Source organism: Ottowia pentelensis, from assembly GCF_964341695.1.
In genome coordinates this window covers 2,221,022-2,243,837 of record NZ_OZ224513.1, presented here as the reverse complement: position 1 = coordinate 2,243,837, position 22,816 = coordinate 2,221,022, and the positions used below count along the sequence as shown (strand labels likewise).

Here is a 22,816-nt window from a genome sequence, read left to right as displayed (position 1 = left end):
CTAGTGGTAGTCCTGATAGTCCACCAGCACGGCGTCCTGCCCATCGAACGCGAAGGTCAGGCGCCAGTTTCCATTCACCCACACCGACCAATGCCCAGCCAGTTCGCCCGTGAGTGGATGCAGGCGCCAGCCCGGCACGTTCATGTCGTCGGGCTGGGTGGCGGCATTCAATTGCGCCAGCTGCCGCCCCAGCGTGGGGGCATGGCTGGGTTGAATGCCGGCCTTGCTGCCCCGCTCGAAAAAGGCCTGCAGCCCCTTGTGCCGGAATGACTGGATCACCGGGCGATTGTATCTCGTTGCGTTACGGGTTGCAGTGCGGAGGCGCCACCATCCGGTGTGCGGTTTGCCTGTTGCCGTGGGTCGCCATCAGCCGGCTTCACAGGGATCGACGCTGCCGCACGCCGGGGCTTGACCGAAGCCCCGCGCACCTCGATGCGCCGCTCGTCCTGCACCGCGCCGCGGGCGTCGCGCAGCTGCAGCACGTGCCGGCCGGGCCAGGGCAGCCACTGGGCTTGCGGGCCGCGGCCGACTTCGCGCGCGCCGATCCGCCAGCGCAGCGCCTGCGGGTCGGCCGCGCCCGGGTCGGCCTGCAGCAGCAGGCGCTGGTTGGCGGGCGGGATGTCGGGGTCGAGCGCCAGGATGGCCCCATCCTGCGGGCGGGTGATGCGCGCCGGCACGCGATCGGCGGCGTCGGCCGGTTTCAAGCCAAATGGGCCTGAAGCCGGCTCTGAATCTGCGCGAGCAGCTTCTGGATCGATAGCAAACACGGCCTGCTCGGTGCCGGCGATGAACCACTCTTGGCGCGCCGCCTCCAGCCTGTCGCCGAAGCGCACGCGGGTGTGAACCAGCCCGGGCGGCGGCGCGGGCGGGCGCGAGGGCGTGTGCTGGTGCAGCGCGCGCATCAGGCGGGCCCACACCGGCGCGGCGCCGCTGGTGCCGCTGACGTCCCACATCGGGCCGCCGGCGGCGTTGCCCACCCACACGCCGACGGTGTAGCGCTGTGAATAGCCCACGGCCCAGTTGTCGCGCATGTCCTTGCTGGTGCCGGTCTTGACGGCGCTCCAGAAGCGCGTGGCCAGGATGGAGTCGAGCCCGAAGCTGAGGGCGCGGGCGTTGCGGTCGGCCAGGATGTCGGAGGCGATGAAGGCGGCGCGCGGGTCGAGGGCCTGGTGGCAGCCCTCACCCCGGCCCTCTCCCGCAGGCGGGAGAGGGAGTGCATGGGCAGCGCCTGTGGCTTGGCCCACATCGCACCAGCGCCCGCCGTTGGCCAGCGCGCGGTAGGCGTTGGTCAGCTGCAGCAGGGTGACTTCGGCGCTGCCCAGCGCCAGGCTGTCGCCGTAGTAGTCGCCGCCCTGCGGCAGCGCGATGCCCAGCAGCCCCAGTTGCCGGTGAAAGGCGCGCGGCGACACCATGACGATGGTGCGCACCGCGGGCACGTTGAGCGAGGAGGCCAGCGCGCTGCGCACCGACACCCAGCCCTTGAAGCTGAGGTCGTAGTTTTGCGGGATGTACAGGCCGCTGGCGGTTTGCAAATGCGCGGGCGAGTCGTGCAGCAGCGAGGCGGCCGTCAGGCGCCGCTCGGCGATGGCCTGGGCGTACAGCAGGGGCTTGAGCGTGCTGCCGGGCTGGCGCGGTGCGGTGACGGCGTCGACCTCGCCCGCGCGGCTGAGCGCGCCCGTGGAGCCGACCCAGGCCAGCACCTCGCCACTGGCGTTGTCCAGCACCACAACCGCGCCGTCTTCGACGTGGCGCCCGCGCAGCTCCTTGATGTGCTGCTGCAGGCTTTGCAGCGCGATGCGCTGCAGCCGGGCGTCGAGGCTGCTGCGCAGGGTGGCCGGCGCCGGCTGGCCGGCGGGCAGGGCGCCCAGCAGCCGGCGCGCGTAGTGCGGGGCGATTCCGTCCTGCGCCGGCCAGGCGCGGCGCGTCAGCGCCAGCTCGGCCTGCATGTCCAGCGCCACGCAGTCGGTCGCCTGGCCGGGCCCGCGCATGGCCTTGAGCACGCCGCAGGCGCGCTGCGCCACGCGCGCGGGGCTGGCGTTGGGCGCGCGCACCAGGGCGGCGGTGAGCGCCGCCTCGCTCTCGGTGAGGCCGTGCGGCGCCTTGGCGAACAGGGTGCGCGCCAGCGCGTCGATGCCGACCAGCTCGCCGCGCAAGGGCACCAGGTTGAGGTAGGCCTCCAGGATCTGGTCCTTGCGCCAATGGGCTTCCAGCCGGGTGGCCATCAGCGCCTGGTCGATCTTCTGGCGCACGCTGCGCCCGCCCTGGCCCAGGCGCAGGTCTTCGTCCAGCAGGCCGGCCAGCTGCATGGTCAGCGTGCTGGCGCCGCGCGTGCGGGTGTTCCACAGATTGGCCCAGGCGGCGCTGGTCACGGCGCGCCAGTCCACCCCGCTGTGCTCGTAGAAGCGCTGGTCCTCCGACAGCACCAGCGCGTGCTGCAGCGCCGGCGAGATGTCGGCCAAGGCCACCCAGGCGCCGCGGCGCTGCTGCGCGTCGGTGCGCACGCGCTCGATCGGCTCGCCGTGGCGGTCCTGGATCAGCGTCTCGGACGGCCGGTGCTCGGCGCGCACCGCCTCGAAGCTTTGCGCCCAGGCGCTGACCCCCAAATACAGGACGCAGAGGACGCAAAAAGAACGCAGAGGACGCAAAAGAGACATCGATTCAATTGGGGTAAAATGGCAGTGACTGGGAGCACGGTGCATCGAACGCACGAGCCCCCTTTCATGAATTTTTTGCGTCCTTTGCGAGTCCTTCGCGCCCTCTGCGTTCGGCTGTTGGCAGTTACGGCTGCTTGACGTCGATCGCCGCATTGGGCGCTTCGCCGAACATCTCGGGCGCGTACAGCGCCTCGACGCGGCTGGGCGGCATCTGAAAGTGGCCGGCGTTGTTCAGCCGCAGGGTGTATTCGACCTTGATGCTGCCCTTGGGCAGGTAGTCGTAATAGCTGCGAAAGGCCTCGAAGCTGCGCTCCTCGAACGCCGGCCAGCCCTGGCCTTCGCGCTTTTCGCCCTGGGTGGCGATGATGGAGTCGCGCCCCAGGCCGCTGCCCAGGATGGTGGCGCCGGCCGGGATGGGGTCGGTCACCGCCACCCAGGTCATGGGCGCGGCGGCGGTGACTTCCAGCGTCACGCGCACGATGTCGCCGCGGGTGTAGGCGCCATCGGCACCCGGACTGGCATTCGGGCCGGTGGCGTCGACCCGCGCCATGCTCTTGCGAATCTGGTAGCCCGCCGTGCGCGGCGCCAGCAGCGGCACCGCCGCCAGCGACTGCAGCGTCAGCCAGGGCTTGCCCGTGCCCTGGTGCGCCACCGTCAGCTCGCCGGTGCCGCCCGCGGGCCAGGGCAGGCTCAGGGTGTTGCCCACCAGCTGGCCGGGCAAGGCCGGCGTGCCCAGGCCGCGGCCCTGCTCGATGGTTTGGCCGGCCTTGAGCGCGTGGACGTTGTGCCAGTCCACCTGCTCGCTGTCGGTGCCCAGGCTGGCGCGGGTGATGCCGGCCACCGGCGTGGCTTCGTGCGTGCGCGAGAACTGGCGCAGCGCCAGCGAACCCCACAGGTTGGCGGTGGTGGTGCGCCAGGCGCCGTTGTTCTGCCGGCCGATGAAGCCCGTCACCAGCCGGCCGACGTCGCCGCGCCAGGCCGGGTCCTGCATCACCGTCAGCAGCAGGCGCGCGGCGTTGACGTCGCCGCCGGCCATCAGCCACCACCAGGCGTCGTCGGACTCGGTGCTGAAGACCAGGCGCGTGCCCTGCACCGACAGGCGCGCGCGCAGCACCTGCATGGCCTCGGCCAGCTTGCGCGGCTGCTCGGGAATGGCCTTGACGCGGCGCAGCACGTTCACCCAGTCGATGACGGCGCTGGTGGGCCACTGGTTGGGCGCCAGCGTGACGCTGTCCAGCATGGCGGCGTTGGCCGCGCCGTAGCGCGACAGCGCCTCGATGGCGGCCAGCTTGCGCACGTCGAGGTCGGCGCGCGGCGACCAGTGCTTGCGCTCGATGCGGCCGGCCACGAAGTCGGCGAGGCCCTTGATCATGGCCTGGCGCGGCGCCTCGGGCAGGCGCCAGGCGGCATCCAGCCGCGCGGCCTCGTCGGTGGCCGCCAGCAGCCAGGCGGTCAGTGTGTCGCTGCCGCCATGGGTGTCGCCGGCGCGCGGCGGAAAGTAGCTGGCCAGGCCGTCGCCGTCCAGATAGGCCGGCAGCTGGGCCACGGTGCGCTGCCAGGCTTGCTGGTCGCCCATGCCGATGGCCTTGCTGGTCTGCTGCTCCAGGCACGAATAGGGGTAGCGCGCCAGCCAGTCGCGGATGGCGGGCAGGCCGCCGGCCAGGCTGGGCTGCAGGGCCAGCTGCAGGCCGCCGCGCTTGGGCCCGCTGGCGGGCAGGGCGTCGGGCGGCGGCGCCACGGGCACGGTGAAGGCGCCGTCCAGCTGCACCAGCGTGGCCTGTTGCACGGCGAGCGGCACGGCCGGCACCACGCGCTGGCTGAGCTTGAGCGCGTCGCGCGCGCTGCCGTTCACATCGCGCGCCTGCACCACCCACAGCAGGGCCTCGGCGCGGGTGGCGGCCAGCTCGGGCGGGGCAGTGACGTCCCACTGCAGCTCGCGCGCCTCGCCGGCGGGTACGTCCACCGTCTGGGGCTTGAGCTCCAGCAGGGTGGCGCGCGGCGTCAGCTCGACCTTCATCGGTTGCGCCGTGGTGTTGCGCACGGTGAGCAGGGCGCTGAAGCGGTCGCCGGCGCGCACCAGCGGCGGCAGGCCGCTGATGATCTGCAGGTCCTGCGTGGTGCGCACGCTGGTCTGGCCGGTGCCGAACAGGCCCAGGCCCAGGTCGGCCACGGCGACGATCTGGAAGGTGGAGAGCGCGTCGTTCAGCGGCACCTCGATGTGCGCCTGGCCCTGCGCGTCGAGCGCGATGCGCGGCTGCCACAGCAGCAGGGTGTCGAGCAACTCGCGCGTGGGGTGGGCGCTGCCGCCGTCGCCGCCGGCCGGCACCGCCTTGCGGCCGTAGTGGCGCCGGCCGACGATTTCCATTTGCGCGGTGGCCGTCTGCACGCCCCAGGCGCGGCGCGTGAGCATGGCGTCCAGCAGGTCCCAGCTGCGGTTGGGCATCAGCTCCAGCAGCGCCTGGTCGACCGCGGCCAGCGCCACCTCGGCACCGGCGGCGGGGCTGCCGTCGGGGCGGCGAGCGGTGATCGTCACCTGGGCCTTGCCGCGCACCGGGTAGCTGGCCTGGTCGGCCTTGACCTCGACGGCCAGCTGGTGCCCGGCCGCGCCCAGCTTGAGCTCGGCCATGCCCAGGCGGAACGCGGGCTTGCTCAAATCGACCAGCGCGGTGGGCGGCACGTGGTCCTTGCTGTCGACCCAGAAGGCCTGCCACCAGGCGCGCGGCGCCTTGTAGCCCCAGGTGAAGAAGCTGTACCACGGCACCTCGTGCACGCGCCCGCGCAGCGCCAGCACGCTCACGTACACGTTGGGGCCCCAGTCGGGCTCGATCTTGAGCGCCACCGTGGGGTTCTTGCCCGTCAGCTCGAGCACCTCGGTGTGCAGAATGCCTTCGCGCTCGACCGCCACCAGGGCGGTGGCGTGGCGAAAGGGCATGCGCACCTGCAGCGTGGCCGTGTCGCCCGGTCGATAGGTCTTGCGCTCGGCCAGCACGTCCATGCGGTCGTCGTTGCGCCCGCCGAACCACAGCTCGCCCTGGCCGCTGACCCACACCGAGGCGGCGGCGAGCGCGCTGCGGCCGTGCTCGTCGCGCGCGCTGGCCACCAGCTTGATTTCGCCGGGCTGCGTCAGCTTGACGTTGCACGCCAGCACCCCGTGCGGGCCGCTGGTGCCGGTGCAGACGGTGCCCAGGTCCTTGGTCTCGGTGTGGCTGTCGTAGGTGTAGAAGCCCCCCACCATGCGCTTGCGGCTGGTGAGCGTGGTGCGGGCGATGGCGCGCACGTCCAGCGGCACGCCGGCCTTGGGCTTGCCCTGCAGGTCGAGCGCCAGCACCTGCACCGGCGCGTCCTGGCGGGCGGCGGCCCAGCCCTCGGCCTTGATGCCGACGACGACGGCGGCCGGCCACAGCGTGCGCGTGGCGCGCAGGGTCTGCAGCTCGCCGTTGGGGTCGGCATAGGTCGCTTCCAGCACCAGCTGGCGCGGCGCGGGCGCCGGCGCGATGGGTTCGACCACCACCTGGCCCAGGCCTTCGCGGCCCAGCGTGGCGGGCAGCTTGTCGGCCACCAGGTGGGTGTCGCTGTCGGGCGCGGCTTGGCCTTCGCCCTCGGCGGGGCGGGGCGGCTCGAAGCTGAAGGCGCCGTAGTCGTCATAGGAGGGCGTGAAGCCGCGCGTCAGCGCCGACACGCGCACCGGCAGGTTGGCGGCCGCGCCGCCGCCCACGTAGCCGACCTGCACCTGCACCGGCACGCGCGCGGCGGCCACCAGCGGCGCGTCGTCGGCCGGGCCCACGCGGCCCTGCATGAGCGGCAGGCGAAATTCCTCGACGCGAAAGCTGCCGCTGTCGATGGACGGGCCCTCGTCGCCCGCGCCGCGCAGGCTGATGTCGTAGACGCCCAACCGCGCCGCCTGCGGAATGGCGAACGTGCTTTCGGCGCTGCGCCCGCCGGTGGCGGTGGTGCGCCAGGCCAGCGGCTGGGTGTATTCCTGCCCGCTGCCCAGGTGGGTGATGACCAGGCGCGTCGGGTCCTGCTTGGGCAGGCCGAAGCCGGCCTGGGTCTCGGTGCGGATCAGGTGCTTCATCGACACCGTTTCGCCCGCGCGCAGCAGGCTGCGGTCCAGCACCGTATGGGCGCGCGTGTCGGGCGTGGGCTCGGTGCTGGTGGGCACGTTGAAGCGCCAGGGCTCGATGCCGCGCTGCCACGACGACCAGGTGAAGGCCATGTCGGCCACGCCGTGGTTCTGCGCCCGGGCGCTGACGAAATACGCCTGCTGGAAGTCGCCCAGCCAGTCGCCCTCGCGCGCGCAGCTGGGCGGGTTGGGCGACACGTCCTTGAAGTGCGCCAGGCCCTGCGCGTCGGTGCTGGCCTGGGCCACGGGCTTGCCGTGGCAGTCGCTGACCTGCACCGTGGCGCCGGCCACCGGCCGGCCCTGGTCCAGCGTGGTGACCCAGGCCAGCGCGTTCTCGCGCCCCAGCTTGAAGTGCACGGCCAGGTTGGTCACCAGCACGGCGGTGCGCACCACCATGGCGCGCTGCGCGCCGTAGGCCGGATCGAGCAGCGACTGGCCCAGCAAGGCGGAGCTGACTTCGAGCACGTGAAAGCCCGGCGCCAGCGGCACGCCGATGACCTCGAACGGGCGCTCGCCGGCCTTGGGGGCATCGGGCAGCGCGATGCTTTGCACGCCCGCCTGGCCGGCCAGCAGCGACACCGTGCGCGCCTCCACGCTGTCCTTGGTGTTGTCGCCCACGGGCGGCGGCAGCGGGCCCTTGACGTCGCGCGCCGCCTGTGCCCGCGGCACGAGGCGCTGCTCGTAGCGCTGCACCCGGGTGAACCAGGCGACGATGTTGGCGTCGGTCCTGGGCTGCAGGTCGGCCAGCTTCAGGTCGCGGGCCTGCAGGGCGGGCTCGACACGGCGCAGCGTGAGCGGCATCAGCGCCGGGCCGTCGGGGCCTTCGGCAAAGCGCTCGACGATGCCGAAGGGCGCGGCGGCGAACTTGGCCAGCGGCGGCAGCGGGCCGGTGGCGATCGCGAGCGGAAAGCTGTCGGCGTTGGCCAGCGGCCGGCCGCTGGCGTCCTTCAGCTCGGCCGGCAGGCTGAGCGTGAGCGTGGCGCGCTCGGGAAAGGGGCCGTCGAAGCGCAGGCGATCGAGCAGATCGTCGCCCGCGCCGCCCTCTGCCTCCTTGGGCGCGAACTCGGCCTTGTCCGTGTGCAGCCGCACGCCGCCCAGCAGCTTGCGCGCCACCGGCGCGCTGAATGTCAGCTCGATCGGGCGGATCGGCATGCAGGCGGCCTGGGCGTTTTCGCGCTCGCAGCTGGTGTTGGCGGTGAAGGGCTCGCGCACCGTGAAGGCAAAGCGGCGCTCCACCCGGTTGGCGACGCCGCTGGGCGTGGCCACGCCGGCGCCGTAGACCAGCTGCACGCGTGTGGCGGGCGTCAGGCGCCGGTTGCAGGCCAGGGTCAGATAGCGCTGCGGCGCCGCCTGCGCGGCCTTGTCCAGGTCCAGCGCCTTCAGGATGGCGGCGCGCGGCTCGCCCTCGATCAGGCGCACCGGCACGCGCTCGCCCAGGCCATCGGCCACGCAGGCGATGTGGGCCTGCGCGCTCTCGGCCGTGGCCGCGCCGTTCAGGCGCAGCACGAAGGTCTGCTCCTCCTCGATCGGCTGGTAGCTCTCGGGCCAGATGCGCTGCACGAACGGCCCGCCGGTATTGAATCGATAGCTGCTCGCGCCCGCCAGTGCTGCGCCGGAAGGCGATTTGAACCCTGGAACGACGCTCAGCTCGCAGCGCACGCCGGGCGGCAGGTTGGCGGCGAAGTCGTACACCCACTGGCGCGCGCCGACCCAGTGGCCCTGGCCGCGCGCCGCGCTGGCGTCGTCGCAGCGCACGGCGAGCGGCGCGGCGGCCTGCGCGTCGCCGAAGCGCACCGCGTCGTGGTCGAACTTGACCGACACCTGGCGCACGCGCGCCACCTCGCCCTGGGGGCTGAGGGCGGTGATGGTCAGGGCTTGGGCCTGTGCGGACGCCAGGCCGAGCAGCAGCGCCAGGGTGACGCGCAGGTCCGGGCGGGGCGCTCGCGCCGTGCGTGCGGGTGAGAGGAAGGACATGCGGGGTTCCCGGGCCGGTTGAGCGCCCGAGGGTAGCAAACCCCGCAGGGCCGGCGCGGCCGGCCGCCCCGTCGCCTCATGCCAGGTTGCCATTAACGCGTTGAGAACGCCGGGCGGGCGGTGGCGCGCCAAGGAGCTTGGGCGGGCAGCTCCGCTCCTGTCCCCCGCTGTCCGTCTGCGACGGCCATCTCCTCCTTAACCTCGCTGCGCTGCCCACCCAAGCCCCTTGGCGGGAAGCGGCGGTCACCCGTCAAGCGGTCTGCACGGCCAGCAACGCCACGGATCAGGTCGTCGGGGTGCCCGGCGCAGTGAAGTGAAGGAGGAGCCGGCCGCAGGCCGGTGGGGGACATGAACGAAGCCGGGCGCCCCGGCGGCCTGATCCCACCCCGCGGCCGGCATGCTTCATCTTTTCGAATGCGAAACCGTATCAGTTGACGGTGACGTGCGCGTCCTTGACCAGCTTGGCGAACTTGTCGGTCTCGCTGCGGATCTCGCCGGCCATGTCCTCGCTGCTGTTGCCGATGGGGATGGCGCCGATGTCGGCCATGCGCTGGCCGAACTCGGGCGAGCGGATGATCTTGACCATCTCGCTGTTCAGGCGCACGACGATGTCCCTGGGCGTGGCGGCTGGCGCCAGCACGCCGAACCAGGTGCCGATGTTGAAGCCCTTGAGGCCCGCCTGGTCCAGCGTGGGCACGTCGGGCAGGGCGGCCGAGCGGGTGGCGGTGGTGACGGCCAGCGGGCGCAGCTTGCCGGCCTTGATGTGCGGCAGCACCGGCGTGATGGTGTCGAAGGACATCAGGATCTGGCCGCCCAGCAGGTCGCTGGCCAGCGGGCCGCTGCCCTTGTAGGCCACGTGCGTCAGCGTGGTGCCGGTCTGCTGCTGGAACTGCATGCCGATCAGGTGCTGGGCCGTGCCGTTGCCGTTGGAGCCGAAGTTGGCGTGCTCGGGGTGGGCCTTGATGTAGCTCACCAGCTCGGCCAGGTTCTTCACCGGCGTGGCGGCGTTGACCACCAGCACGTTGGGCACCATGGCGATCATGGTGACGGGCGCCAGGTCGCGCTGAAAGTCGTAGGGCAGCTTGCTGTAGACGCTGGTGGCGATGGTGTGGTGCACGGCGCCGATCAGCAGGGTGTAGCCGTCGGGCTTGGCCTTGCTGACGTAGTCGGCGCCGATGGTGGCGCCGGCGCCCGGCTTGCTCTCGACGATCACCGGCTGGCCCAGCGCGGCCGTCAGGCGCTCGCCCAGCGCGCGTGCCAGCACGTCCGTGGTGCCGCCGGCGGCAAAGGGCACGACCAGGGTGATCGGCCGGTTCGGCCAGGACTGGGCCCAGGCGCCGCCGGCGGCGGCAAGCGCCAGGGTGGCGGCGGCAGCGCGCGCCAGGGTGCGGCGCGACAGGCGAGTGGGGGTGACGGGCATGCTGGGGTCTCCGGGGTTGGAATGCTTGGCTGTGGTGGCGGGTCAGGCGACCTGGCGTTGCGGCACGTGGGCGAGCAACTCGCACACGGCGGCCGTCACCTGCGCCGTGCTGGCCGTGCCGCCCAAGTCGCGCGTGTGCAGGCGGGGGGTGGCGGTGACTTGTTCGATGGCGTGCATCAGGCGCTGCGCGGCGGCGGCTTCGCCCAGGTGCTCCAGCAGCATCACGCAGCTCCAGAAGGTGCCGACCGGGTTGGCCACGCCCTGGCCCATGATGTCGAAGGCCGAGCCGTGGATGGGCTCGAACATGCTGGGGTAGCGGCGCTCGGGGTCGATGTTGCCGGTGGGCGCGATGCCCAGGCTGCCGGCCAGGGCGGCGGCCAGGTCGCTCAGGATGTCGGCGTGCAGGTTGGTGGCGACGATGGTGTCCAGCGTGGCGGGGCGGTTCACCATGCGCGCGGTGGCGGCGTCCACCAGCTCCTTGTCCCAGCGCACGTCGGGGAACTCTCGGGCGATCTGCGCGGCGATCTCGTCCCACATCACCATGGCGTGGCGCTGGGCGTTGCTCTTGGTGACCACCGTCAGCAGCTTGCGCGGTCGCGACTGCGCGAGCTTGAAGGCGAAGCGCATGATGCGTTCCACGCCGGCGCGGGTCATCATGCTCACGTCGGTGGCTGCCTCCAGCGGGTGGCCCTGGTGCACGCGCCCGCCCACGCCGGAATACTCGCCCTCGGAGTTCTCGCGCACGATCACCCAGTCCAGGTCCTTGGGGCCGCAGCGCTTGAGCGGCGCGTCGATGCCCGGCAGGATGCGCGTGGGCCGCACGTTGGCGTACTGGTCGAAGCCCTGGCAGATCTTCAGGCGCAGGCCCCATAGCGTGACGTGGTCGGGAATGTGCGGATCGCCCGCCGAGCCGAACAGGATGGCGTCCTTGTCGCGCAGGGCGTCCAGGCCGTCCGCGGGCATCATCACGCCGTGGCGGCGGAAATGATCGCCCCCCCAGTCGAAGGATTCGAACTCGAAGCGAAAGCCTGCGCCGCCGTCGGCCAGCGCCTGCAGCACCTGTTGGCCGGCGGGGATTACTTCCTGGCCGATGCCGTCGCCGGGGATGGCGGCGATGCGGTAAGTCTTCATGGGGTTTCCTGTCGGGATGGCTGGCGAGGCAGCGATGGGCCGAGTCTAGGCAGCGCAGGCCGGGCCTGCGCGCGCCTGTGGTGAAATCATTGTTGACTTCAAGTTAACAGTGAACGCCATGAACCAAGCCATCCAGCCGGCTGACCTGGGCTTTTTTTCGACGCTGGCCAGCGCCGGCAGCCTGAGCGCGGCCGCGCGCGAGCTGGGCGTCAGCACGCCGGCCGTAAGCAAGCACCTGGCGGCCATGGAGGCGCGCCTGGGCGTGCCGCTGGTGCGCCGCACCACCCGGCGCATGAGCCTGACGGCCGAGGGCGAGCGCTACCTGGTGCAGGCGCGCCGCATCCTGGCCGACATCGACGCCCTGCACCACAGCCTGGGCGCGGCGCGCGAGACGCCCAGCGGCCTGCTGCGCGTGAACGCCACGCTGGGCTTCGGGCGCAGCCACGTGGCGCCGCTGGTGTCGCGCTTCGCGCGCCGCTATCCGCAGGTGCAGGTGCAATTGCAGCTGTCGGTCAGCCCGCCGCCGCTGTCGGACAACGCGTTCGATGTCTGCGTGCGCTTCGGCAGCCCGCCCGACGCCCGCGTGCTGGCGCGCCGGCTGGCGTCCAACCGGCGCCTGCTGTGCGCGGCGCCCGCCTACCTGGCGCGGCGCGGCACGCCGGCCAGCGTGGAGGAGCTGGTGCGCCACGACTGCATCGGCATTCGCCAGGGCGACGAAGCCTATGGCCTGTGGCGCCTGGCGACGGCGCGCGGGCGGCCGCAGGCCGTCAAGATCGGCGGGCCGCTGACCACCAACGACGGCGGCGTGGCGGTGAACTGGGCGCTGGAAGGCCACGGCATCCTGCTGCGCGCCGAGTGGGACATTCAGGCCTACCTGCGCAGCGGCCGGCTGGTGGCCGTGTTGCCGCAGTACCGCTCGCCCGATGCCGACATCTACGCGGTTTATCCGCCGGGCCAGCAGCTGACGGCGCGGGTGCGGGTTTTCGTCGATTTTCTGGCGGCGGCGTTCGCGCGCCACGGCGTGCCGGCGCGCGGCGAGTGAACGGGCGAGCCGCTCAGGGCCGGGGCTCGCCCACCAGGCGCGCGCGGTGGCGCGCGATCTGGCGGCGCACCTGGGCCGGCGCGGTGCCGCCCAGGGTGTTGCGTGCGTTCAGGCTGCCGCGCAGCGACAGCACGTCGAACACGTCTTTTTCGATGGCGGGGTGAAAGCCCTGCAGCGTGGCCAGCGGCAGTTCGGACAGGTCGCAGCCATGCGCCTGTGCGGCCTTGACGGCGTGCGCCACGGTTTCGTGCGCGTCGCGAAAGGGCAGGCCCTTCTTGACCAGGTAGTCCGCCAGATCGGTGGCCGTGGCGTAGCCCTTTTGCGCGGCGGCTTCCATGGCGGCGGCGTTGACGCTGATGCCGCCCTCCTTGGCGCCGGTGGCGGCGTTCAGCTGCCCGCCAATCATCTCCGTGAAGATGCGCAGCGTGTCGCGCAGCGTGTCCACGGTGTCGAACAGCGGCTCCTTGTCTTCCTGGTTGTCCTTGTTGTAGGCCAACGGCTGGCCCTTCATCAGCGTGATCAGGCCCATCAGGTGGCCGACCACGCGGCCGGTCTTGCCGCGCGCCAGCTCGGGCACATCGGGGTTTTTCTTCTGCGGCATGATCGACGAGCCGGTGGTGAAGCGGTCGGCGATGCGGATGAAACCGTAGTTCTGGCTCATCCACAAAATCAGCTCTTCGCTCAGGCGGCTGATGTGCACCATGACCAGCGACGCGGCGGCGGCGAATTCGATGGCGAAGTCGCGGTCGCTCACCGCGTCCAGGCTGTTCTGGCACACGCCGTCCATGCCCAGGCTGCGCGCCACGCGCTCGCGGTCCAGCGGGTAGGTGGTGCCGGCCAGCGCCGCGGCGCCCAGCGGCAGCTGGTTGACGCGCTGGCGCACGTCGCCCAGGCGCTCTTCGTCGCGGCCGAACATCTCGGTGTAGGCCAGCAGGTGGTGCGCGAAGCTGACCGGCTGCGCCACCTGCAGGTGGGTGAAGCCGGGCAGGATGACCTCGACGTTGCGCTCGGCCACCTCGATCAGCGCCAACTGCAGCTCGCGCAGCAGCGCGCGGATGGCGTCGATCTCGCCGCGCAGCCACAGGCGGATGTCGGTGGCGACCTGGTCGTTGCGGCTGCGGCCGGTGTGCAGGCGCTTGCCGGCGTCGCCCACCAGCTGCGTCAGGCGCGCCTCGATGTTCAGGTGCACGTCTTCCAGCGCCAGCTTCCAGTCGAACGTGTTGCTCTCGATTTCGGAGCTGATGGCGCTCATTCCGCGCTGGATGGCGGCATGATCTTCTTGTGAAATGATGCCCTGCGCCGCCAGCATTTCGGCGTGCGCCAGGCTGCCGGCGATGTCGGCCGCGGCCAGGCGCCGGTCGAAAAACACGCTGGCGGTGTAGCGCTGCACCAGCTCGCTCATGGGCTCGGAAAACAGGGCCGACCAGGCCTGGGACTTGGTGTCGAGTTGGTTGCTGGACATGGCGGGTGGGAAAGAGTTGCGGCCACGCATCGGCGCGGCATGAACGGCGGCGGGCGCCCGATGAAAGGCACTTCGAGGGCCCTACACTGGGCGAGCCCATGAAGGATTCGCAAATTCTATCGACCCTGACCGAGCGCTGGCTGCCGCCGGCGCCGCCGCCGCCCGCGCCGGTGCTGGTGTTCGACGCCTGCGAGGTGGGCGTGATCCTGCGCGCCGTGCTGTACGTGGAGGCGGTGCTGGCGGTGGCGCTGATGTATGGCGCCGCCTCGCTGGCCGACTGGCTGGGCAGCGTGGCGGTGCTGACGGGCGCGGCGCTGCCGGCCACCCTGCTGTGGCTGGTGATCGGCTGCGCGCTCAAGCGCCCGCTGGCGCGCCTGAAGCCCGCCGCGCAGCTGAGCGCCGGCGTGGCGCTGGGCGCGCTGGGCGGGGTGTACGCGGCCGGCACCATGGCGCTGACGGGCTTGGTCGCGCAGCCGGCCTGGCTGGCCGCCGCCTGCACCGGCGCGCTGCTGGCCGCGGGCCTGGTGGCGGGGCTGATGTGGCGTGCCCGCGGACGCATGCCGGCGGCCACCACGGCGCGGCTGGCCGAGCTGCAGGCGCGCATCCGTCCGCACTTTCTGTTCAACGCGCTCAATTCGGCCATGGCCCTGGTGCGCGAGGCGCCCGCCCAGGCCGAGGAGGTGCTGGCCGACCTGGCGGATTTGTTTCGCCACGCGCTGGCCGACCAGCACGGCGCTTCCAGCGTGGCGCAGGAGATCGAGCTGGCGCGCCGCTATCTGGCGATCGAGCAGGTGCGCTTTGGCGAGCGCCTGAAGGTGGAGTGGGCGCTGGACCCGCGCGTGGGCGCGGCGCAGTTGCCGCCGCTGATCCTGCAGCCGCTGGTGGAAAACGCCGTCGTCCACGGTGTGGAGCCCAGCGCCCAGGGCGCGCGCCTGCGCGTCTCCACCCAGCTGCGCGGCGCCATGGCGCTGATCAAGATCACCAACACCGTGCCGGCCGGGCAGGGCGAGAGCGGCCACGGCATGGCGCTGACCAATGTGCGCGACCGGCTGCGCCTGCTGCACGACCTGCAGGGCAGCTTTCGCACCGCGCTGGTCGACGGGGTGTACCAGGCGCGCATCGAGATCCCGATGCCCCGTGGGGGCAGCGCATGACCCTGCGCGTACTGATCGTCGACGACGAGCCGCTGGCGCGCTCGCGCCTGCGCAGCCTGCTGGGCGACTGCCGCGCGCCGGCCGCGCTGGTGGCGGGCGAAGCGGCCAACGCGGCCGACGCCATGGCGCTGCTGGCGCACCAGGCTTTTGATGTCGCGCTGCTGGACATCCACCTGCCCGGCGCCGACGGCATGCAGCTGGCGCAGGCGCTGCGCGCGCTGGAGCAGCCGCCGGCGGTGGTGTTCGTCACCGCGCACAGCGAATACGCGGTGCACGCCTTCGAGATCGAGGCGCTGGACTACCTGACCAAGCCGGTGCGGTTGGAGCGCCTGCAGGCCGCGCTTCAAAAAGCAGAGCGCCTCGCGCAGAATGGACGGGCGCCAGAGGCCGATTTGGCTTCAGACGCGCTGCTGATCACCGAGCGCGGCCGTACCCTGCGCGTGCCGCTGGCCGAGGTGCTGTACCTGCGCGCCGAGCTCAAGTACGTCACGGTGCGCACGGCCGCCGCCAGCCACCTGCTGGACGGCAGTCTGAGCCAGCTGGAAGAGCGCTGGGGCGAGCGCTTCGTGCGCATCCACCGCAACGCGCTGGTGGCGCGCGCGGCCATGCGCGCGCTGGTGCGCCACGTGGATGCCGACGAGGGCGAGGGCTGGGCCGTGCAGCTGGCCGGGGTGGACGAGGCGCTGGCCGTGTCGCGCCGCCAGCTGGCGGCGGTGCGCGCGGCACTGGGGCAGTGAGCGCGGCGCCGGGGGCGTTCTTGTAGCATCCCCATCCATGTCCCTGAAGATCACCATCGCCACCCGAGAAAGCCGCCTGGCCCTGTGGCAGGCCGAGCACGTCAAGGCGCTGCTGCTGCAGCGCGGCCACCAAGTCACCCTGCTGGGCATGACCACCCGTGGCGACCAGATCCTGGACCGCAGCCTGTCCAAGGTGGGCGGCAAGGGCCTGTTCGTGAAGGAGCTTGAAACCGCGCTGGAAGAAGGCCGCGCCGACATCGCCGTGCATTCGCTGAAAGACGTGCCGATGGACTTGCCGCCCGGCTTCGCGCTGGCGGGCGTGATGGCGCGCGAAGACCCGCGCGACGCCTGGGTGTCGCCGCAATACGGCCGGCTGGAGGATTTGCCCACGGGCGCGGTGGTCGGCACCTCCAGCCTGCGCCGCAGCGTGCTGCTGCGCGCCGAATTCGAGCGTCTGGGTCGCCCCGATCTGCGCATCGAGCCGCTGCGCGGCAACCTGGACACGCGCCTGCGCAAGCTGGACGAAGGCCAGTACGCCGGCATCGTGCTGGCGGCGGCGGGCTTAATGCGCCTGGGCTTGGCCGCGCGCATCCGCCATGTGTTCGACACCGAGCAGATGCTGCCGGCCGCAGGGCAGGGCGCCCTGGGCATCGAGACACGCGCCGGCCGCGCCGAGCTGGCGCAGGCGCTGGCGCCGCTGGCCGATGCCGTCACCACCTTGTGCACCGCCGCCGAGCGCGCCGTCAGCCGCGCCATGGGCGGCAGCTGCTCGATGCCGCTGGCCGCGCACGCCACGCTGGAGGGCACACAGATGCTGCTGCGCGCCGCCTGGGGCGACCCCGAGGGCGCGCCCGGCCTGGTGCGCGCCAGCGAGCGCGCCGACGTGCGCACGCCCGAGCAGGCCGAGGCCCTGGGCCAGCGCGTGGCCGCGGCGCTGCGCGCCGGCGGCGCGCACTGAGTCGGACGTTACCCGCATGCCCGCCCCGCGCGTGCTCGTCACCCGCCCGGCCGCCGCCGCCGCGGCTTGGGTGGCGCAGCTGGCGCGCTACGGCATCGCTGCCGAGGCGCTGCCGCTGATCGAGATCCGGCCCGAACCCCTCACTGGCGCCCTGGCGCAGGCGCGCCGGCAGCTGTCCCGCTACGCCGCCGTGATGTTCGTCAGCGGCAACGCCGTCACCAGCTTATTGGGGTCAGATCACATTTATTTTGATAAATCGGGGTCAGATCACAATTATTCTGAACAAAACGCGGCTGTAGCGCCCACGGATCAAGCGCAAGCAGCTATTGAAACCAGAGCGTGGTCGCCCGGCCCGGGCACCACCCAGGCGCTGCTGGCCGCCGGCTGGCCGCGGGCGCGCATCGACGCGCCGGCGGCGGATGCCGCCCAGTTCGACTCCGAAGCCCTGTGGGCGCAGGTGGCGCCGCAGGTGCGCGCCGGCCTGCGCGTGCTGATCGTGCGCGGGGGCGACGCCGCCGGCCGCCTGGCCGGGCGCGACTGGCTGGCCCAACGGCTGCAGCAGGCCGGGGTGCAGGTCGATCAGCTGCTGGCCTATCGACGCGCCGCGCCGGTGCTGGCGCCGGCCGCGCGCTCGCGCGCGCTGGCGGCGGCCGCCGACGGCACGCTGTGGCTGTTCAGCAGCTCGGAGGCCGTGGCCAATCTGCGCCAATGCCTGCCCGCCGCCGACTGGCGCGGCGCGCGCGCGCTGGCCACGCACCCGCGCATCGCGCAGGCCGCGCGCGACGCCGGCTTCGGCGCGGTGGCGGACACGCGTCCGGCACTGGCGGACGTGGTGGCGTCGATAGAATCGCTGGCATGAATCCCGAGCCGCCGCCCGCCGCGCCTGCCGTCGAAGCCGCGCCGCCGGCGCTGCCGCCCGCAGCGCCTGCTGCGACCCCGGCTCAGGGGGCACCGGCCAGCCCAGCCGCGCGCCCGGGCGTGCCCGGCCCCGGCCTGATCGTGGCCTGGGTGGTGGCCGTGCTGGCCCTGGCGGCGGTGCTGCTGCTGTGGCAAAAGGTCTCGTCCATGCAGGAGCAGCTGGCGCGCCAGAGCGCCGACGCCAACAGCAAGTCGGTCGAGGCGCGCACCCTGGCGCGACAGGCCGATACCGAAGTGCGCGATGCGCTGGGCCGGCTGGCCGCGCTTGACGGTCGCGTGGGCGACCTGGCCGCCTACCGCAGCCAGATGGAGGAGCTGGTGCAAAGCGTGGCGCGCAACCGCGACGCCAACCTGGCCGCCGAGCTCGAATCCGCCTTGCGCGTGGCGCAGGATCAGGCGCAGCTGACCGGCAGCGTGCAGCCTCTGCTGGCCGCGCTGCGCAGCGCCGAGCGGCGCGTGGCCGCCAGCAGCGACCCGCGCCTGGCGCCGGTGGCGCGTGCCGTGGCGCACGACCTGGAGCGCGTCAAGAACGCCAGCATCACCGACACCGCCGGCGTGCTGGCGCGCATCGACCAGGTGCTGCGCCAGGTGGACGAACTGCCGGTGGCCAACGCCGTCGGCCGCGAGCGCAGCGGCACCACGCTGCGCGAGCGCGCCCCGCCCGCGCCCGCCACCTGGTGGCAGCGCTGGAGCCGCAGCGTGCTGGACGAGGCGCGCGACCTGCTGCGCGTCAGCCGCATCGAGCGGCCCGAGGCCAGCATGCTCAGCCCCGAGCAGGCCTTCTTCGTGCGCGAGAACCTCAAGCTGCGCCTGCAGGGCGCGCGCCTGGCGTTGCTGGCGCGCCAGTACGAGGCCGCGCGCGCCGACCTGGCCGCCGCCGCCGCCTCGCTTGGCACTTGGTTCGACCCCGCCTCGCGCCGCACGCAGGCGGCCGCCACGCTGCTGCAGCGCATTCGCGGCGAAACCCACGACGCCGCGCTGCCCAGTGTGGACGACACCCTGGTGGCGCTCAGCCAGGCCGCCGCGGCCGCTCAGGCCCGCTGATCGCCGCCCCGACCATGCGCGCCGCCCTCTGGTTGATTGGCCTGTTTGCCGCCGCCGTGGCGCTGGCCCTGTTTGCCGGCGACAACGAAGGCACGGTCACCGTGTTCTGGCCGCCGTACCGGGTCGACCTTTCGGTCAACCTGGTGCTGCTGCTGCTGGCGCTGCTGTTTGCCCTGCTGTACGGCGCGCTGCGCACCGTTGCCGCCGTGCTGGAGCTGCCGCGCCAGGCGCGGCGCTGGCGCACCCAGCAGCGCGAGCGCGCCACCAACGGCCTGCTGATGGATGCGCGCGTGCAGTTCACCGCGGGGCGCTTCCTGCGCGCGCGCAAGGCGGCCGAGGCGGTGCTGGCGCGCGTGCACGCCAGCGACCCCGACAAGCAGGGCGCGCCGGGGGTGCTGGGCCTGCGCACGCTGGCCCACCTGACGGCCGCCGAAAGCGCGCATGCGCTGCAGGACGAAGCCACCCGCACGCGCCACCTCGACGCCGCCCTGGCCGTGGCCAGCAGCCACGGCGCCGCCGCCGAATTGCGCGAGGCCGTGTTGCTGCGCGCCGCGCACTGGGCGCTCAACGGCCAGGACCCGGCCGCCGCGCTGGCGCGCCTGGGCGAGCTGCCGACCGGCGCGCAGCGGCGCACTGCCGCGCTGCGCCTGAAGCTCAAGGCCGCGCGCCAGGCCGGCCACATGGCCGACGCCATGGAAACCGCGCGCCTGCTGGCCAAGCACCGCGCGTTCTCGCCGCAGGCCGCCGCCAGCCTGCTGCGCGGCCTGGCCGCCGAGCAGATCGCCGGCGCCTACGACGGCGAGCAGCTGCGCCAGATCTGGGCCGCGCTGGGCCCGCGCGAGCGCACCATGCCCGACTTGGCCCTGCGCGCCGCGCAGCGGCTGCTCGACCTGGGCGGCGACACCATGCTGGCGCGCAGCTGGCTGGCCCCCGTGTGGGACGACATGCTGGCCCAGCCCGAGGTCTTCACCGACGCCCAGCGCGTGCGCCTGGCCCAAGTGCTGGAGCAGGCCCTGAGCGAGCAAGGCGCCGATGCCGAATGGCTGGCGCGCATCGAGTCCGCCCAGCAGGCCCACCCGCGCGACGCCACGCTGCAGTACCTGGCCGGCATGGCCTGCCTGCAGCGTGGCCTGTGGGGCCGCGCGCAGCTGCTGCTGGCCCAGGCCGCCCGCACGCTGGACGACGCCCCGCTGCGCCGCAACGCCTGGCGTGCGCAGGCGCGCCTGGCCGAGGAGCGCGGCGACGAGCAGGCCGCGGCGCAGGCCTGGCGGCAGGCCGCGCAGACCTGATCGCTTCCATCCCATCGGCGTCGTGATACGACGTCATAAATCGGCTTTTCTTGACTATGATGCCAACATGATGATCGCGCATCGCCCCCCCCGCAGCCGCCCGCGTTCCCTCACGGTCGAGGTGGTCGAGGCGGTGGGCGACCGCATCCGCGACGGCAGTCTGGCGGCCGGCGCCAAGCTGCCGCGCGAGGCCGACCTGATGGCCGAGTTCGGCGTCAGCCGCACGGTGGTGCGCGAGGCCATGTCGCGCCTGCAGGCCGCCGGCATGGTGGCCACGCGGCACGGCGTGGGCACCTTCGTGGTCGGCGCCGGCGACACGGTGGCGTTTCGCATCGACCCCGAGCAGATGGCCACGCTGCAGGACGTGATCGACGTGCTGGAGCTGCGCATCGCGCTGGAGACCGAATGCGCCGGCCTGGCGGCGGCGCGCCGCACCGCGGACCAGCTGCAGGCCATCCGCGCGGCGCTGGCGGCCTTCGTGGCGGCGCGCGAGTCGGGGCAGGATGCGGTGGGGGCGGACTTTCAGTTTCACCTGGAGATCGCGCGCGCCACCCACAACCGGCACTTCGTCGAGTTGATGAACACCCTGGGGCTGAGCATGATTCCGCGCGCGCGGCTGGCGACCGGGCAGGCGCCGGCGGGCGAGGAGTGGGCCTATCTGGGCCGCCTCAACGCCGAGCACCAGAGCGTGCTGGACGCCATTGCGCGCCAGGACGTGGAGGGCGCCCGTGCGGCCATGCGCACGCATCTGGCCAACAGCCGGCAGCGGCGCCAGCTGGCGGCGCAGGGCCATTGAGTCGGACGGTGAATCAGGGTTTACACCAAGAAAAAAACCGATTTTTAGTTGTACGATGTCATATCAGTAAGTCGTGGAGATGCAATGACCCCCAACGAGCTCAAGACGGCCCTGTCGACCGGCCTCTTGTCCTTTCCCCTGACCGATTTCGACGCCGAGCTGCGCTTTGCGCCCAAGCCCTATGCCGCGCGCCTGGAGTGGCTGATGCCCTATGGCGCCAGCGTGCTGTTTGCCGCCGGCGGCATGGGCGAGTTCTTTTCGCTTGAGCCCGGTGAATACGCCGACGTGGTGAAGGTCGCGGCCGCCACCTGCGGCCAGCGCACGCCCATCGTCGGCGCCAGCGGCGGCGGCACCACGCTGGCCATCCAGTACGCGCAGGCCACCGAGCGCAGTGGCGCCGCCGGCATCCTGCTGATGCCGCACTACCTGACCGAGGCCGGGCAGGAGGGGCTGGTGGCGCACATCGAGGCCGTGTGCAAGAGCGTGAAGATCGGCGTCATCGTCTACAACCGCGGTGCCTGCAAGCTGACGGCCGAGTCGGTGGCGCAACTGGCCGAGCGCTGCCCCAACCTGATCGGCTTCAAGGATGGGCTGGGCGACATCGAGCGCATCGTGCAGATCCGCCGGCGCCTGGGCGATCGCCTGGTCTACATCGGCGGCATGCCGACGCACGAGATTTACGCGCAGGCCTACCAGGCGCTGGGCGTTCCCACCTATTCGTCGGCGGTGTTCAACTTCATCCCGCGCACCGCCATCGAGTTCTACAAAGCCTATGCCAAGGGCGATTCGGCCACGGTCAATCGCCTGCTGGACGAGTTCTTCCTGCCCTACATCGAGATCCGCAACCAGGGTGCGGGCTACGCCGTCAGCATCGTCAAGGCCGGTGCGGCCCTGGTCGGCCACGGCGCCGGCTCGGTGCGCCCGCCGCTGTCCGACCTCAAGCCGCAGCAGCGCGAACAGCTCAAGCTGCTGATCGACCGCCTGGGCGCGCAGTAAGTGCCATCCGTTTCCCAACCCGTCCCCCAACCGAGGAGATCAACCATGAAAAAAACTCTTGCCGGCATCGTCCTGGGCTTGGCTAGCGCCGTGGCCTTTGCCTGGCCCACCAAGACCGTCACGATCATCGTGCCGTTCCCGCCCGGTGGCTCCACCGACATGATCGCCCGCATCATCTCGAACGAGCTGGGCCCCAAGATCGGCGGCACCGTGGTGGTCGACAACAAGGCGGGCGCCACCGGCACCATCGGCGCCGCCCAGGTGGCGCGCAGCGAGCCGGACGGCTACACCCTGCTGGTGGCCTCGCTGGGCCCGTTCGTGATCGCGCCGCACCTGATGAAGGTGCAGTACGACGCGCTCAAGGACCTGGACCCGATCACCGTCGCGGTGCGCGCGCCCAATGTGCTGGTGGTGCCCGCCGCCTCCAAGCACAAGAGCCTGGCCGATGTGCTGAGCTACCTGAAGGCCAACCCCGGCAAGATGAGCTTTGCCACCTCGGGTGCCGGCAGCAGCGACCACCTGACGTCCGAGCTGTTCTGGCAGCAGACCGGCACCAGCGGCCTGCACGTGCCCTACAAGGGGGGCGGTCCGGTGATGACCGACCTGCTGGGCAACCAGGTGGATTCGTCCTTCATGAACATCAACACCGCGCTGCCGCAGATCCAGGCGGGCAAGCTGCGCCCGCTGGTCATCACCAGCGCCAAGCGCTCGCCTCTGCTGCCCAACGTGCCCACGCTGGAGGAAAGCGGCATCAAGGACGCCAACGTCTACTCCTGGCAGGCCGTTGCCGGCCCGCACGGCATGCCCGCCGAGCTCAAGAACCGCTTGCAGCGCGACATCGCCGCCATTCTGAGCGAGCCGGCCACCAAGGCCAAGCTGGAGGGACTGGGTTTCGAGCTGGTGCTGAACACGCCCGAGGAGTTCGCGAAGTACGAGGCAACCGAGTACGCTCGCTGGCAAAAGCTGATCCACGATCGCCACATCACGGCCAACTGATCGAGCCCTGAGCCAAGCGGACACGCGCCGTGTCCGCCTGGTTTTACAAGCAAAATAGGCCTCCAGCGCTTGCCAGTCAAGCGCGATAAGCTATCGATACAATAGTAATCGACGTTTGTCGA

General features: G+C 72.1%; 16 protein-coding genes. 10 read left to right on the top strand and 6 right to left on the bottom strand.

Annotated elements, in window-relative coordinates; translation table 11 throughout:
* The 5 genes from ACWHMB_RS10945 to ACWHMB_RS10925 all read right to left on the bottom strand — a co-directional run bounded on the left by ACWHMB_RS10945 (position 1) and on the right by ACWHMB_RS10925 (position 11,302).
* Complete coding sequence (locus ACWHMB_RS10945) at positions 1-279, bottom strand: type II toxin-antitoxin system RelE/ParE family toxin (RefSeq protein ID WP_377484202.1); 279 nt, start codon at positions 277-279, stop codon at positions 1-3.
* The gene (pbpC, locus tag ACWHMB_RS10940; RefSeq protein WP_377484204.1) at positions 276-2,654 is read right to left on the bottom strand and encodes a penicillin-binding protein 1C; all 2,379 of its coding nucleotides are present in this window, start codon (positions 2,652-2,654) and stop codon (positions 276-278) included. Before pbpC ends, ACWHMB_RS10945 begins: the two co-directional genes overlap by 4 nt.
* Before the next feature lie 124 nt (positions 2,655-2,778).
* Entirely contained in the window at positions 2,779-8,751 is a 5,973-nt protein-coding gene (locus ACWHMB_RS10935; RefSeq protein WP_447648534.1) for an alpha-2-macroglobulin family protein, read from the bottom strand.
* Between the two features lie 427 nt (positions 8,752-9,178).
* Complete coding sequence (locus ACWHMB_RS10930; protein WP_377484208.1) at positions 9,179-10,171, bottom strand: Bug family tripartite tricarboxylate transporter substrate binding protein; 993 nt, start codon at positions 10,169-10,171, stop codon at positions 9,179-9,181.
* Positions 10,172-10,213: 42 nt separating this feature from the next.
* Positions 10,214-11,302, bottom strand: a complete 1,089-nt coding sequence (locus tag ACWHMB_RS10925) for a tartrate dehydrogenase (RefSeq protein WP_377484210.1) — start codon at positions 11,300-11,302, stop codon at positions 10,214-10,216.
* Between the two features lie 118 nt (positions 11,303-11,420).
* On the opposite strand from ACWHMB_RS10925, the gene ACWHMB_RS10920 reads away from it, so the two are divergent.
* Complete coding sequence (locus ACWHMB_RS10920; protein WP_377484213.1) at positions 11,421-12,344, top strand: LysR substrate-binding domain-containing protein; 924 nt, start codon at positions 11,421-11,423, stop codon at positions 12,342-12,344.
* Positions 12,345-12,357: 13 nt separating this feature from the next.
* Here the strand turns inward: ACWHMB_RS10920 and argH are convergent, their stop codons facing one another.
* On the bottom strand, positions 12,358-13,836 hold the full coding sequence (argH, locus tag ACWHMB_RS10915) for an argininosuccinate lyase (protein WP_377484216.1): 1,479 nt from the start codon (positions 13,834-13,836) through the stop codon (positions 12,358-12,360).
* Positions 13,837-13,904: 68 nt separating this feature from the next.
* Here argH and ACWHMB_RS10910 point away from each other — a divergent pair, with 68 nt between their 5' ends.
* From ACWHMB_RS10910 to ACWHMB_RS10870, 9 genes are all read left to right on the top strand, one after another.
* Positions 13,905-14,960, top strand: coding sequence for a sensor histidine kinase (locus tag ACWHMB_RS10910; protein ID WP_377484218.1), 1,056 nt, complete (start codon positions 13,905-13,907; stop codon positions 14,958-14,960).
* Positions 14,957-15,697 carry a LytR/AlgR family response regulator transcription factor gene (locus tag ACWHMB_RS10905; protein ID WP_377484221.1) on the top strand — a complete coding sequence of 247 codons (741 nt, stop codon included), beginning with the start codon at positions 14,957-14,959 and terminating at the stop codon, positions 15,695-15,697. The genes ACWHMB_RS10910 and ACWHMB_RS10905 overlap by 4 nt, the downstream gene beginning before the upstream one ends.
* A gap of 37 nt (positions 15,698-15,734) precedes the next feature.
* Complete coding sequence (gene hemC, locus ACWHMB_RS10900; protein WP_377484223.1) at positions 15,735-16,655, top strand: hydroxymethylbilane synthase; 921 nt, start codon at positions 15,735-15,737, stop codon at positions 16,653-16,655.
* Between the two features lie 16 nt (positions 16,656-16,671).
* Entirely contained in the window at positions 16,672-17,514 is an 843-nt protein-coding gene (locus ACWHMB_RS10895) for a uroporphyrinogen-III synthase (RefSeq protein ID WP_377484226.1), read from the top strand.
* Positions 17,511-18,617: a uroporphyrinogen-III C-methyltransferase gene (locus ACWHMB_RS10890; RefSeq protein ID WP_377484228.1), complete on the top strand. Its 1,107-nt coding sequence runs from the start codon at positions 17,511-17,513 to the stop codon at positions 18,615-18,617. The genes ACWHMB_RS10895 and ACWHMB_RS10890 overlap by 4 nt, the downstream gene beginning before the upstream one ends.
* 14 nt (positions 18,618-18,631) lie before the next feature.
* Complete coding sequence (locus tag ACWHMB_RS10885) at positions 18,632-19,906, top strand: heme biosynthesis protein HemY (RefSeq protein WP_377484230.1); 1,275 nt, start codon at positions 18,632-18,634, stop codon at positions 19,904-19,906.
* Between the two features lie 67 nt (positions 19,907-19,973).
* On the top strand, positions 19,974-20,702 hold the full coding sequence (locus ACWHMB_RS10880) for a FadR/GntR family transcriptional regulator (protein WP_377484232.1): 729 nt from the start codon (positions 19,974-19,976) through the stop codon (positions 20,700-20,702).
* An 84-nt stretch (positions 20,703-20,786) separates the two neighbouring features.
* Complete coding sequence (gene kdgD / locus ACWHMB_RS10875; protein WP_377484235.1) at positions 20,787-21,698, top strand: 5-dehydro-4-deoxyglucarate dehydratase; 912 nt, start codon at positions 20,787-20,789, stop codon at positions 21,696-21,698.
* Between the two features lie 45 nt (positions 21,699-21,743).
* Positions 21,744-22,694 carry a Bug family tripartite tricarboxylate transporter substrate binding protein gene (locus ACWHMB_RS10870; protein WP_377484237.1) on the top strand — a complete coding sequence of 317 codons (951 nt, stop codon included), beginning with the start codon at positions 21,744-21,746 and terminating at the stop codon, positions 22,692-22,694.
* Positions 22,695-22,816 lie beyond the last annotated feature (122 nt).